15 protein-coding genes are annotated in these 12,821 nt (G+C 66.4%); 10 read left to right on the top strand and 5 right to left on the bottom strand.

Annotated elements, in window-relative coordinates; all coding sequences use genetic code 11:
* The first annotated feature begins 90 nt into the window (after positions 1-90).
* A complete protein-coding gene (locus OVY29_RS13950; protein WP_037556283.1) occupies positions 91-1,383 on the top strand; it encodes an FAD-dependent oxidoreductase in 1,293 nt (430 codons plus the stop codon).
* A complete protein-coding gene (locus OVY29_RS13945; RefSeq protein WP_200880195.1) occupies positions 1,380-1,781 on the top strand; it encodes a DoxX family protein in 402 nt (133 codons plus the stop codon). The genes OVY29_RS13950 and OVY29_RS13945 overlap by 4 nt, the downstream gene beginning before the upstream one ends.
* Positions 1,782-1,785: 4 nt before the next feature.
* On the opposite strand, the gene OVY29_RS13940 is transcribed toward OVY29_RS13945, so the two are convergent.
* Entirely contained in the window at positions 1,786-3,042 is a 1,257-nt protein-coding gene (locus OVY29_RS13940) for a dipeptidase (RefSeq protein ID WP_037556284.1), read from the bottom strand.
* 92 nt (positions 3,043-3,134) lie between these two features.
* Here OVY29_RS13940 and OVY29_RS13935 point away from each other — a divergent pair, with 92 nt between their 5' ends.
* Entirely contained in the window at positions 3,135-4,310 is a 1,176-nt protein-coding gene (locus tag OVY29_RS13935) for an acyl-CoA dehydrogenase family protein (RefSeq protein WP_037556308.1), read from the top strand.
* Here OVY29_RS13935 and OVY29_RS13930 read toward each other — a convergent pair.
* Both OVY29_RS13930 and OVY29_RS13925 read right to left on the bottom strand, forming a co-directional pair.
* On the bottom strand, positions 4,307-4,624 hold the full coding sequence (locus OVY29_RS13930) for a metalloregulator ArsR/SmtB family transcription factor (protein ID WP_037556285.1): 318 nt from the start codon (positions 4,622-4,624) through the stop codon (positions 4,307-4,309). The two genes, OVY29_RS13935 and OVY29_RS13930, sit on opposite strands and share 4 nt — an antisense overlap.
* 210 nt (positions 4,625-4,834) lie before the next feature.
* Positions 4,835-5,191, bottom strand: coding sequence for a hypothetical protein (locus tag OVY29_RS13925; RefSeq protein ID WP_161786553.1), 357 nt, complete (start codon positions 5,189-5,191; stop codon positions 4,835-4,837).
* A 424-nt stretch (positions 5,192-5,615) separates the two neighbouring features.
* On the opposite strand from OVY29_RS13925, the gene OVY29_RS13920 reads away from it, so the two are divergent.
* Together OVY29_RS13920 and OVY29_RS13915 are read left to right on the top strand one after the other, a co-directional pair.
* Positions 5,616-6,848 (top strand): M20 family metallopeptidase, encoded by a 1,233-nt coding sequence (locus tag OVY29_RS13920; protein ID WP_409581465.1) that lies wholly within the window; start codon positions 5,616-5,618, stop codon positions 6,846-6,848.
* Positions 6,845-7,090, top strand: a complete 246-nt coding sequence (locus OVY29_RS13915) for a GlsB/YeaQ/YmgE family stress response membrane protein (protein ID WP_037556288.1) — start codon at positions 6,845-6,847, stop codon at positions 7,088-7,090. The genes OVY29_RS13920 and OVY29_RS13915 overlap by 4 nt, the downstream gene beginning before the upstream one ends.
* Here the strand turns inward: OVY29_RS13915 and nadB are convergent.
* Positions 7,087-8,673: an L-aspartate oxidase gene (gene nadB / locus OVY29_RS13910; RefSeq protein WP_037556309.1), complete on the bottom strand. Its 1,587-nt coding sequence runs from the start codon at positions 8,671-8,673 to the stop codon at positions 7,087-7,089. The two genes, OVY29_RS13915 and nadB, sit on opposite strands and share 4 nt — an antisense overlap.
* A 261-nt stretch (positions 8,674-8,934) precedes the next feature.
* On the opposite strand from nadB, the gene OVY29_RS13905 reads away from it, so the two are divergent.
* The gene (locus OVY29_RS13905; protein ID WP_152567642.1) at positions 8,935-9,705 is read left to right on the top strand and encodes a PHB depolymerase family esterase; all 771 of its coding nucleotides are present in this window, start codon (positions 8,935-8,937) and stop codon (positions 9,703-9,705) included.
* Positions 9,706-9,708: 3 nt separating this feature from the next.
* Here the strand turns inward: OVY29_RS13905 and OVY29_RS13900 are convergent, their stop codons facing one another.
* On the bottom strand, positions 9,709-10,629 hold the full coding sequence (locus OVY29_RS13900) for an ABC transporter ATP-binding protein (protein WP_037556310.1): 921 nt from the start codon (positions 10,627-10,629) through the stop codon (positions 9,709-9,711).
* A 112-nt stretch (positions 10,630-10,741) separates the two neighbouring features.
* Here OVY29_RS13900 and OVY29_RS13895 point away from each other — a divergent pair, with 112 nt between their 5' ends.
* The 4 genes from OVY29_RS13895 (at position 10,742) to OVY29_RS13880 (ending at position 12,770) form a co-directional block, all read left to right on the top strand.
* Entirely contained in the window at positions 10,742-11,302 is a 561-nt protein-coding gene (locus OVY29_RS13895) for a DUF4402 domain-containing protein (protein WP_037556290.1), read from the top strand.
* A 137-nt stretch (positions 11,303-11,439) separates the two neighbouring features.
* Positions 11,440-11,637 carry a zinc-finger domain-containing protein gene (locus OVY29_RS13890; protein ID WP_037556291.1) on the top strand — a complete coding sequence of 66 codons (198 nt, stop codon included), beginning with the start codon at positions 11,440-11,442 and terminating at the stop codon, positions 11,635-11,637.
* A gap of 226 nt (positions 11,638-11,863) precedes the next feature.
* A complete protein-coding gene (locus tag OVY29_RS13885; protein ID WP_052182337.1) occupies positions 11,864-12,313 on the top strand; it encodes a DUF4402 domain-containing protein in 450 nt (149 codons plus the stop codon).
* 109 nt (positions 12,314-12,422) lie between these two features.
* Positions 12,423-12,770, top strand: a complete 348-nt coding sequence (locus tag OVY29_RS13880) for a DUF962 domain-containing protein (protein ID WP_313912065.1) — start codon at positions 12,423-12,425, stop codon at positions 12,768-12,770.
* Positions 12,771-12,821 lie beyond the last annotated feature (51 nt).

The raw sequence follows: 12,821 nt of genomic DNA, 5'->3' as shown, positions 1-12,821 counted from the left end.
CGCGCTTGCCCTGACGCATTTCGCCGCTAGCATCACCCGATAACAAAAGAGGGGCCGCGCGCCCGCGCGGATGCCCGAAGGAGTGGGTTGATGCGTCATGTCGCGATCGTCGGGTCGGGCCCGGCGGGCTATTACACCGCCGAAACATTGCAGAAAGCCGACGATATCGCGGTCGACGTCATCGACCGGCTGCCCGTGCCCTACGGCCTGATCCGCACCGGCGTCGCGCCCGACCATCAATCGATCAAGGCGGTGTCGCGCCGCTACGAGGGCACCGCGCTGACTGACAATGTCCGCTTCGTCGGCCATGTCTCGGTCGGCAGCGACGTGACGATCGACGAGCTTGTCGGCCTCTACGACGCCGTGGTGCTCGCGACCGGCGCGCCGAACGACCGGCCGCTCGACATAGCCGGCGCCGACCTTCCCGGCGTAATCGGCAGCGCGGCTTTCGTCGGCTGGTACAACGGCCACCCCGACTTCGCCGATCTCGATCCACCGCTCGACGCGCCGGGTGTGGCGGTGATCGGCAACGGCAATGTCGCCCTCGACGTCGCGCGCATCCTCGCCAAGACCCCCCGGGAGTTCGCGGGCAGCGACATCGTCGCGCACGCGCGCGATATGTTGGCGGCGAGCGCGGTGCGCCATATCCAGATCCTCGGCCGCCGCGGCCCGCACCAGATCGCGATGACGCCGAAGGAGCTTGGCGAACTCGGCCATCTCGAGCGCGCGAGCCCGCGCGTCGACCCCGCCGACCTTCCCGACGAGGGCGACGACGCGATGCTCGAGCCCGGGATGCGCAAGTCGGTGACGCACCTTCGGCAGTTCGCGGCCAACCCGGTCGCCAAGCCGGTGACGATCGATTTCGACTTCTTCGCGATGCCAGTGGCGATCGAGGGCGACGGGCGAGTCCAGCGCATCATCGTCGAGAAGACCGTTCTCGACGCCGACCTCCGCAGCCATGGCACCGGCGAAACCTATGCCGTCGACGCCGGTCTCGTGATCAGTTGCATCGGCTATCAGACCCCGCCGATCCCCGGCGTTCCCTACGAACATGGCCGCGGCCGCTTCGCGAGCGACGAAGGGCGGATTCTGCCCGGCCTCTATGCGGTCGGCTGGGCGCGGCGCGGGCCTTCGGGAACGATCGGCACGAACAAGCCCGACGGTGCGCGCATCGGCGAGATGGTGCTGGAGGATATCGGCCGCGGCGCGGGCAAGGCCGGGCGCGCGGGGCTCGACGCGCTGCTTGCGAGCCGCGGCATCACTCCCGTCACCTTCCGCGACTGGCGCCGGATCGAGGAGGCCGAGGTCAAGGCGGCGCTCGACGGCAACCCGCGCGAGAAATTCACCAGCATAGAGGCGATGCTCGGCGCGATCGGGCGGTGAAGGACCCCGTTCGTACCGCGCTGCGCTGGCTGCTCGCGCTCGCTTATGGCTATGCGGGTTGGGCGCATCTGGCGCGGCCCGCGCCCTTCCTCGCGATCGTGCCACTGTGGGTGCCGCAGCCCGAATTGGTCGTCTCCGCGACCGGTATTGCCGAGATCGCGGGCGCGGTCGGATTGATGATCCCGGCGACGCGCAAGGCGGCCGGCTGGGGCCTTGCGCTCTATGCCCTCTGCGTCTGGCCCGCGAACTTCCACCACGCGCTCGCCAATGTCGCGATCGGCGGCGAGACACTAAGCTGGTGGTATCACGGCCCACGCCTCGCCGCACAGCCGCTGATCATCTGGTGGGCGCTGTGGGCGAGCGGCGCGACCGACTGGCCGTTTCGCCGCCGCCCCTAGCCCCCTATTTCGCGACCGGCGTCTCGATTGGCGGCTGGCCTTTCTGGCTCGCCGCATAGGCCTCGACCGCCTTCAGCACGCGCAGCATATTGCCGCTCGAAATCTTCTCGAGTTCGGCCTGCGTATAACCACGCCGCGCGAGTTCGGCGAACAGCCGCGGATAGCCTGTGACATCCTCCAGCCCGACCGGGGTCGCGTCCATGCCGTCATAGTCGCCGCCGATCCCGATATGATCGACACCGATCGTCTTCTTGAGATGATCGATATGGTCCGCCGCGATCCCGATCGGCACCTGCGGCGCCGGGTTCGCGGCGTCCCACGCTTTCAGCGCCGGGGCGACAGCATCGGGATTGCCTACGTACAGCGCGTCGAGCCGCGCCTTTTCCGCCGTGCGCGACAGGCCGTGCGCGCGCAGCTTGGGATCGAGGAACGCTGCGTAGAGCACGACCATCACGACACCGCCGTTCGCCTTGACCGCGGGCAGCACGCTGTCGGGCACGTTGCGCGGATGGTCGTTGACCGCGCGCACCCCCGAGTGGCTGAACATCACCGGCGCCTTCGACGCCTCCAGCGCGTCCTTCATAGTCGCTTCGCTGACGTGACTCAGATCGACGATCATGCCGATCCGGTTCATTTCGCGAACGACCTGTTTGCCGAAATCGGTGAGCCCGTCATGCTGCGGCGCATCGGTCGCACTGTCGGCCCACGGCGTCGTTTTGCCATGGGTCAGCGTCATGTAGCGCACGCCCATGCCATAAAGCTCGCGCAGCACAGCGAGCGACGAGCCGATCGACTGACCGCCTTCGGCGCCGAGCATGCCCGCCACCTTGCCCGCCTTCATCTGCTGTTCGAGTTCGGTCGAGGTCGACGCGAAGCCGAGGTCGTTCGGGTAGCGCGCGATCAGCCGCTTCGCGACGTCGATCTGCTCGATCGTCTGCTGCACCGCCTGCTGCTCGTTCGTGTTGCTGGGCACATAGACCGACCAGAATTGCGCCCCGACATGCCCCTTGCGCAGGCGCTGGATATCGGTGTGCATCACGCTGCCGTCGGGCTTGGGCTTGGTGGTGTCACGAAAATCGAAATCGTTGATCACATTGCCGACACTGCCCCGCAGCTCCCACGGCACGTCATTATGCCCGTCGAACACCGGTGCTTTCTTGAGCGCGGCTTCGGCAGCCGCCTCGGGGGACTTTTGCGCCATGGCGGGGGTGGAGATCAGGGCGAGAGCGGCGAGGCCGGCGAGCAGGGTGGGCTTGTTCATGGCGCGCGACCTTAAGTCGTTGTCGTCGCGGCGCAAGCCTCGCTTGACGCCTCCTACTTGACGTGCCCGTCAACCCGGCCCAGCATCGCACCATGACAGCCTTCGACGACTGGCGCGCGCGCTCGCCCTATTATGACGAAACCCACGAAGCGCTGGCGCAGAGCGTCCGCCGTTTCGTCGCGCGCGAGATCGCGCCGCATATCGACCGCTGGGAGGCCGAAGGCGAATTGCCGCGCGAACTCCACAAAAAAGCGTCCGACGCGGGCATCCTTGGCCTGCGCTATCCCGAGCAATATGGCGGCCATTCGGAAGGCTTCGACAATTTCCACGGCCTCGTCCTCACCGAAGAACTCGCCGCGGTCGGCGCGGGGGGTTTAAGCGCGTCGCTGATGACGCACGGTATCGGGCTGCCCCCGATCCTCGCGCTCGGCTCGGACGAGCTGAAACAGCGCGTCGCGCCGCCCGTGCTCGCGGGCGAAAAGATCATCGCGCTCGGCATCACCGAGGCGGGTGGCGGCAGCGACGTCGCGAACCTCAAGACCACCGCGGTGCAGGACGGCGACAGCTATATCGTCAACGGCGGCAAGATGTTCATCACCAGCGGCATGCGCGCCGACTGGCTGACCTGCGCGGTGCGCACCGGCGGGCCGGGCGCGGCAGGCATCTCGTTGCTGCTGATCGACATGGACGCGCCCGGCGTCGAGCGCACGCGGCTCGACAAGATGGGCTGGCGCTGCAGCGACACCGCCGCGATCCATTTCAGCGACGTTCGCGTCCCCGCCGCGAATCTGATCGGCCAGGAGAATGCCGGCTTCATCGGCATCATGCGCAACTTCAACAGCGAGCGGCTCGGCATGGCGATGGGCTGCTGCGCATACGCCCGCGTCGCGATGGCCGAGGCGGCCGAATGGGCGCAGAACCGCGAGACCTTCGGCAAGCCTCTCGTCGGCCATCAGTCGATCCGCATCAAGCTCGCCGACATGGAACGCCAGATCGAGGCGACGCAGGCGTGGGTCGACCTTTGCGCCTGGCAGGTCAAAAACGGCAAGGACCGCCCCGCCGACTTCGCAATGCTCAAGGTGCAGGCGACGCGCATGCTCGAGGCCGTCGCGCGCGAGGCCGCACAGATACTCGGCGGTGCGAGCTATATCACTGGCAGCAAGGTCGAACGCATCTACCGCGAGGTGCGCGTCAATGCGATTGGCGGCGGCAGCGAGGAAATCATGCTCGACCTCGCGGGACGGCAATTGTTTGGAGGAACGCGCTAACCCTCATCGCGCCGCTTCTCGGCCAGCGCGCGCGATTCGGCCTTGAGCGGGCGCGACACCGGGCAGACTTCCTGCACATAGCCGTTGAGCACGTTGGTCAGCGCGTCGGGGATCAGGCGATAGAAGACGAATTGCCCGCGCTTCTCGCTCGCAATCAGCCCGGCATTTTCGAGCACCGACAGATGCTGCGAGACGGCGGGCTTGCTCATCTCGAATCGCGCCGCAATGTCGCCCGCGCTGAGCTCCGCATGCGCAAGATAGGCGAGAATCCGCCGTCGCGGCGTCGACGCCAATGCCTGAAAGACCCGTTCCATAGGTCCCTAAATGGGCGCCCTTGCGCCTCTTGACAAGGAATTAGATATTTAAGTAATTTCTTATTTCATTGCAGGAGTCGAGTGATGCGCAGCGATGATCCCCATGCCGTCAATTTCCTGATCGACGAAGACGGCCCCGATCCCGTTACGGGGCAAGTCCGTGCCGACATGCCGAGCATTGTCTGGAATGGCGGGATGGCCGTGATCGCCCTAGCCGCCGGTCCATCCTTCCTGACGCCGGGCGCTATCACCCTCTTTTTCGTCACGACCGGCGCGGCGCTGCTGCTTGGGCATAGCGTCGGCTATCACCGGATGATGATCCACGGCGCCTTCAAGGCGCCGCGCTGGCTCACCCGCACGCTCGTCTGGTTCGGCGCTTTCGTCGGCATGGCCGGGCCATATGGCATCATTCGCGCGCACGATACGCGCGATTGGGCGCAGCGGCAGGTCGACTGCCATCCCTTCCTGCGCCACGGCACGGGGATGCTCCGCGACGCATGGTGGCAGATTTATTGCCGCCTCGACCTCGACCGTCCGCCACGCTTCGATTTCGCCGAACTCGACCACGACCCCTTCCATCGCTGGCTTGAGGCGACATGGCGCTGGCAGCAACTGCCCGTCGCGCTCCTATTCTTCGCGATCGGCGGTTGGGGCTGGGCCGTCTGGGGCGTCGCCGCGCGCATTGCGGTCGCGAACCACGGGCACTGGCTCGTCGGCCACCTCGCGCACAATCGCGGGCCGCAGCACTGGACCATCGATGCGCACGGCGTGCAGGCGTTCGACGTGCCATGGGCCGCGATCCCGACGATGGGCGAGGCGTGGCACAATAACCACCACGCCCATCCGGGCTCGGCGCGCATCGGCCTGCACCCCGGCCAGAGCGATTGGGGCTATACCTTCATCCGGCTCTGCGAGCGGTTCGGGCTGATGTGGGACGTTCGGACGCCCGACACGATGGGTCTCCGTCCAGGCCTGTCCGAGGTCCCTCGACATGACGATGGCTTCGCGGCACATTCGCTGGATGGAACTGTCTCACAGCTGGCCCGCCGAGGCCGAAACCCTCTTGGGCGATCTCGTCGACCTCCGCCGCGCGATCCATCGCGAACCCGAACTCGGGCTGCAGAACCCGAAGACGCTCGCCAAGATCAAGGACGCGCTCGCGGGGCTGCCACTCGAATTCCGCGAAGGGCCTTCGACGACCGGGTTGATCGCGATCCTTCGCGGCCCGGCGAACGGACGCACCGTGCTGCTGCGCGGCGACATGGATGCGCTGCCTTTGCTCGAGGAGACCGGGCTCGATTTCTCGTCGGAGATCAGCGGCGCGATGCACGCGTGCGGGCACGACACGCATGTCGCGATGCTCGTCGGCGCGGCGAAGCTGCTCTGCGCGGCGCGCGACCGGTTGCCGGGCACGGTGATATTCATGTTCCAGCCGGGCGAGGAGGGCCATCATGGTGCGCGCTTCATGCTCGAGGACGGGATCATCGATCCGCTGCCCGACGCAGCCTTCGCACTCCACATCATGCCCAACGCGCCGCACGGCATCTTCGCGGGGCGCGCGGGGCCGCTGCTGGCCTCGTCGGACGTGCTTTCGATTACGGTCAAGGGCGCGGGCGGGCACGCGTCGATGCCGCAGGACGCGATCGACCCGATCCCCGTCGCCTGTTCGATCGTCACCGCGATCCAGACGATGGTCACGCGCCGCATCTCGGTCTTCGACCCCGCGGTCGTCACTATCGCGAAGATCGCGGCGGGGACGACGAACAATATCATTCCCGAGACGGCCGAAATGCTCGGCACGATCCGCACCCTGTCGCCGGAAAGGCGCGCGATGGTCGCGCGCGAGTTGAAGCGCCTCGCCCCCGCGATCGCCGAAGCGCACGGCTGCACCGCCGAGGTACATATCGAGGAGGGCTTCCCCGTGACCATCTGCGACGCGCGCGCGGTCGGCTTCGGCCAAGCGGTCGTCGAGGACACCTTCGGCGAGCAGGCGTGGCTGACGATGGAAAATCCGGTGATGGGCGCCGAGGATTTCTCCTATGTGCTCGAAAAAGTCCCCGGCGCGATGTTCTGGCTCGGCGCGAGCGAAGCGGGCAGCGACTGGCGCCAATGCTGCGGGCTGCATTCGAACCATATGGTACTTGACGAAAGCGTGATGGCGCGTGGCGCGGCATTGCACGCGGCGCTCGCCGAGCGGTTCCTCAATGAAGGGTTCAACGTATGATCAATATCATCGGCGCGATCATCTCGGGCCTCATCATCGGCGCGCTCGCGCGCTTCTTCTATCCCGGCGCGGTCGAGATGGGGTGGATCGCGACGATCCTGCTCGGCATCGGCGGTTCGTTGCTCGCGGGGCTGGCGACCTCGCGCGGTCGCGGCGATTTCAGCCGCGCGGGCTGCTTTGCCTCGGTGATCGGCGCGATCGTGTTGATTCTGGCGGGCCGTCTGCTCGGGATCGGGGGCTAGGGCACCAGCACCGTATCGACCGCCTGCGCCAGCATGTCGGGATAATCGAGCGTATAGTGCAGCCCGCGGCTTTCCTTGCGGTGGAGCGCGCTCTTCACGATCAGCTCGGCGCATTGAAGCAGATTGCGGAGCTCGATCAGGTCGGTCGTGACGCGGAAGTGGCCGTAATAGTCGCCGACCTCGCCCGCCAGCATCTTGATCCGGTGCTGCGCGCGTTCGAGCCTTTTGGTCGTGCGGACGATGCCGACGTAGTTCCACATGAAGCGGCGGATCTCGGTCCAGTTCTGCTTGATCACCACCTCTTCGTCCGAATCGGTGACGCGGCTTTCGTCCCACGGCCGGATCGCGGGCGGCGGTTCGAGCTGGTCCCAGCGCGCGATGATGTCCTTCGCCGCCGCCTCGCCGAAGACGAAGCATTCGAGGAGGCTGTTCGACGCGAGGCGATTGGCGCCGTGCAGACCGCTCTCGGTGCATTCACCCGCCGCATAGAGCCCGGGAAGGTCGGTGCGCCCGTCGAGGTCGATCAGGATGCCGCCGCACGTATAATGCTGCGCGGGCACGACGGGGATCGGCTGCTTCGTCATGTCGATGCCGAGCGTCAGCAGCTTTTCATAGATGTTCGGGAAATGCCCCGCGACGAAATCCGGGTCCTGATGACTGATATCGAGATGGACATAGTCGAGCCCCGAGCGCTTGATCTGGTCGTCGTTGGCGCGCGCGACGACATCGCGCGGCGCGAGTTCGGCACGCGCGTCATAATCGGGCATATAACGATGCCCCGTGACGGGGTGCTTCAATATGCCGCCTTCGCCGCGCACCGCCTCGGTGATCAGGAAATTCTTGACGTCGAGATTGTAGAGGCAGGTCGGGTGGAACTGCATCATCTCCATGTTCGAGACGCGGCAGCCCGCGCGCCAGGCCATCGCGATGCCGTCGCCGGTCGCGCCGCGCGGCGCCGTGGAGAACTGGTACACGCGCCCCGCCCCGCCGCTCGCGAGGATCGTCGCGCGGCCGACATGCGCGTGGACCTTGCCGCTCTTTTCGTCGAGCGCATAGACGCCCCACACGCGCCCCGAGCCCGAATAGCGCTCCTCGTGGCGGCCGGTGATCAGGTCGATGCACGCCTGCCCCGGTAGGAGCGTGATGTTCGGATGCGCTTCGGCGGTCTTCAATAAAGCCGCCTGCACCGCCCAGCCGGTCGCGTCGTCGACATGGACGATACGGCGGTGCGAATGCCCACCCTCGCGCGTCAGGTGCAGCGCCTCGGCTTGCTTGTTGAAGGGGACGCCCATTTCGACGAGCCGTTCGATCGCGTGCGGCGCATTCTCGATCACGAACTCGACCGTGTCGCGGCGGTTCAGGCCCGCTCCGGCGACCATCGTGTCCTCGATGTGATTCTCGAACGTATCGCCCGCGTCGAGCACCGCCGCGATGCCGCCCTGCGCCCAGGCGGTCGATCCGCCGGTCAGATCACCCTTCGCCAGCACGAGCACGCGGCAATGATCGGCGAGCGCGATCGCGGCGGTCAGCCCCGCGGCGCCCGAGCCGATGATGATGACGTCATGCTGTATTTCGGTGGACAAGGCAGGCTCCTCTCGGCCGTCGGTGCGCGCACCTATACGCGAAAGCGGCGGCGGTTCAATTCGATGCGCGCCCTTGCCGCAACCGCCCTCGCCGCCTAGCAAAGCCACGAAGGAGAAGCCCCCCTGTCCCTGTTTCGCATCCTCGCCGTCGCCCTGATCGCGGTTCTCGGTTTCGGCACGCCCGCACTGGCCGCGCCCGGCTGCACCCTCGGCGCACCGGGAACGACGCAGCGCGTCGCGGTCGGGGACACCAGGCGTTCGATGCTGATTCATATTCCCGCCGGGGTGCGTCGCATCCGCGATCTGCCGCTCGTCTTCCTTCTCCACGGCAGCACCGGAAATGGGCAGGAAATGCTACGTCATTCGGGGCTCGCCGCGACCTCCGACCATCACGGCTTCCTGCTCGCGGCGCCCGACGCCGGCATTCCCGCCGGCAAGGGCTTCGTCTGGAACATCCCCGGCGTGCCGACCGTCACCGGTGCGGTGCCGACCGCCGACGATCCCGACGACGTCGCCTATCTGACCGCCGCGATCGACTGGCTTGCCGCGCAGACTTGCATCGATGAAGAGCGTGTCTACGCGACGGGTCTGTCGGGCGGCGGGCGCATGACCTCCTGGCTCGGCTGCGTAGCGTCGGATCGCTTCGCGGCGATCGCACCCGTCGTCGGGCTTCGCGCCGGCAATCCTTCACCCGGCGATCCGCAGCGCCCCGACCCCGCAACCTGTCAGCCGAAGAAGGCGATTCCGGTCTATGCCTTTGCGGGCAGCGACGACACGACCAACCCGGTCGCGGGCGGCGGTGCGGGCTATTGGCAATATTCGATGGCGACCGCGCTCGCGCGCTGGGCCGAACTCGATCGCTGCAGCACCGGCCCCGAAACCGTCCCCGTGTCCGAGACCGCCGAAGAGCAAATCTATTCGAACTGCCTCGGCAACGCGCGCGTCGCAGGGCGTATCGTCCAGGGTCGCGGCCACGAATGGGTCGCCGACAATGAGGCGATGTGGGCCTTTTTCGCGCGCTACCGGCGCTGAGCCTCAGGCCGCGCTGCGCGTCAGGTTGAGGAAGACGTCCTCAAGGTCGGCCTCGCGCGTCGAAACATCGACGATGCCGTGCCCCATCGCGTTCACCGCCGCGAGCACTTCGCCCGCGTTCATCCGGTCCTTGTTATAGCTGATAGCGAGCCCGCGCTCGCCCTCGCGCTCAACCTTGTCGAAGGCGGGATGCGACGGCAGCTGGGCGATGTCCTGGTCGAGGGTCACGACGACGATCTTTTCGCGCGCCATGTCGACCAGCTCGCGCGTCGGCTTGTTCGCGATCAGCTTGCCATGGTTGATGATCGCGATGCGGTCGCAGAGCTCCTCGGCTTCCTCCAGATAGTGCGTCGTGAGCACCACGGTCACGCCGCGATCGTTGAGGCTCTGCACATATTCCCAGAGTTGCTGACGAAGCTCGATATCGACCCCCGCGGTCGGTTCGTCGAGCACGATGATCGGCGGCGAATGCACCATCGCCTTCGCGACGAGCAGGCGGCGCTTCATGCCGCCCGACAGGGTGCGCGCATAGGCGTCGCGCTTGTCGCTGAGGTGCACCGCGGCGAGCAACTGGTCGGAAATGCGCCTGTCTTTTGCCACGCCGTACAGCCCCGCCTGATTCTCCAGCGTCTCGAACGGCGTGAAGAAAGGATCGAAGACGATTTCCTGCGGCACGATGCCGATCGAATATTTGGCGTTGCGCGGGTCGGCGTCGATGTCGAAGCCCCAGATGCTCGCTTTGCCACCCGTTTTGTTGACCAGCCCCGCAAGGATGTTGATCAGCGTCGATTTGCCCGCACCGTTCGGCCCGAGCAGCCCGAAAATCTGGCCACGCGGTACATCGAAACTGACATTGTCGAGCGCCTGCTTGCCGCCGGCATAGAGTTTGGAGACGGCGTCGATGCGGATGGCGGCTTCACTCATGGCGGCCTCCATAGCCGCGCGCCAGCCCACGCGAAAGCCATGATCGCCGATAGATTTTCTGCTGACCGGTGCGTTAACGCTAAATTGGAAACTCGCGGCTAGAACGAGGCCCGTGGGGACCAGTCACATCTTTCGCCCGCTGCGTGTGCAGCGCGGTCTCATCGCATTCGCGCTTTTCATCGCGCCCGGCGTCAACTCGCCGGCACAGGCGCAGGCGGCCGCGCAGGGCGAGGCTGACGCCATCGTGCTTCGGCCGCTGTCCTTCTTCAAGGTGAATGACCTCGACTTCGGCGACATTATCCCGTCGAACACCGCGGGGACCGTAACGATCGAACCCGACGGATCGCGGAACCGCACCGGCGGCGTGACGCTCGCGGGCGACGGCGGCGAGCCCGCGCGCTTCGCCGGGCTCGGTAGCTTCAATCGCCAGGTCAATATCTCGCTGGGATCGAACAGCATCTGGCTCACCGGACCGGGCACGCGGATGCGCGTCCGCAATTTCGAGATCGGCAGCACGCCGACCGCGATATTGTCGACGTCGCCGACGCGCTTCCGCATCACCTCGCCGCTCGGCAATTACAACTTCCCGGTCGGGGCGACGCTCGAGGTCGGCGCGAACCAGGCGCCGGGCGATTACAGCGGCACCTTCACGATCACCTTGAACTATCTTTAGGCTTTCCCGTGGGGGGAGGCGGCACCGGGGGACCACTGGCACCCAGACGGGGGCTTGCACCGGTGCCGTCATGGCCCTGCCGCCGCGTGCGCAGACCCGATTGCCGAGTCTTCGCCTGCTTGCTATGGGCGCGGTCGATGACCCAGAACGCCCCTGAAACCATCCGCACGCCCAAGACCCGCATCGCCTGCGACGGCACCGGCGACGGCCTCGCCGATGCGGCGCTCGGCCACCCGCGCGTGTGGCTCGAAATCGATACAGACGAAGGCTTCGTCGATTGCGGCTATTGCGACCGGCGCTTCATTTTGATCGGCGGAGTCGCCGACAAAGGTTGAGCCAGCGCGAGCGCAGAGCGCACATAGCCCGCCGCGACCGGTAAATCGACGATTTACCAACCCCGTGCACCCGTAATGAAGGTCCCGACGGCATGATCTGTGCCAGACAGGAGCAGAATCTGTGGGAATTCGAGGGACCAGCCACTGTCGGGGCGCGGCTCGCGCCCTGACTATCGCCGCGGCCGCCGCGAGCGCGGCGCCATACGCGATCGCGCACGCCGCCGACATGAGCAGCACCGCCAATGCGGCGGTCGTTCGGCCGAACACGCTGATCAAAACCGACGATCTCGACTTCGGCACGCTGCTGAGCGGACCGGCGGGCGGCACGGTCACGATCAACCCCGTCACCAACGGACGCAGTGCGGCGGGCGGCGCGACGCTCGTCGGCAATGACGGTCGCCGCGCGGTCTTCCAGGGCACCGGCGGCATATTTCTGATCACCGTGTCGGGCAGCACCTCGGTCACGCTCGCGCGCGCCGGCGGTGGCGCACCGCCGATGACCGCAAGCCTCGTCCGCGCCGCAACCACGAGCGGCGGCGGCATCGCCTTGCTCGGCGCGACATTGCTGCCGAGCGGGGTGCAGACCTATTATATCGGCGGCACGCTCACCGTCCCCGCGAATCAGCCCGCGGGGGACTACAGCGGCACCTTCACGCTCACCGTCAATTATTTGTAGATCGGCGGCCGGCTGCGGCCGGAAGCGACCAATCCTCCCGGCACTACTCCGTTTCTGCATTGTGACCGTCGTCTTGACGTCGCACGCCGGCCGCAGCATCTTCGTCAATATGTCGCGCCTCTATAACAGCTTCGCCGAATTCTGGCCCTTTTACCTGCGTGAGTACAGCAAGACATCGACGCGCGCGCTGCATTATGTCGGGACCAGCCTCGTCGTGTTGATTGCGGTTGCGGCGGTGCTGAGCGGCCGCTGGGGCTGGCTCGTCGCGCTGCCGGTCGCGGGCTATTTCTTTGCGTGGGTCGCGCATTTCGGGGTCGAGAAGAACCGTCCCGCGACCTTCACCTATCCGCTGTGGAGCCTCGCCGCGGACTTCAAGATGTGGGCGATGTGGCTCGGCGGGCGGCTCGGGCCCGAACTCGACCGCGCGGGCGTGGCGCGGGATAATCGATCAGACTGAACGAAAGCTCCAACTGGCAGTCTTTGCGAATCATTCTTAACTTGGCCGGGT

The sequence above is a fragment of the Sphingopyxis sp. SE2 genome, assembly GCF_032227185.1.
In the GTDB taxonomy this organism is placed as follows: Bacteria; Pseudomonadota; Alphaproteobacteria; order Sphingomonadales; family Sphingomonadaceae; genus Sphingopyxis.
This window is presented reverse-complemented; position numbering and strand designations above follow the sequence as displayed.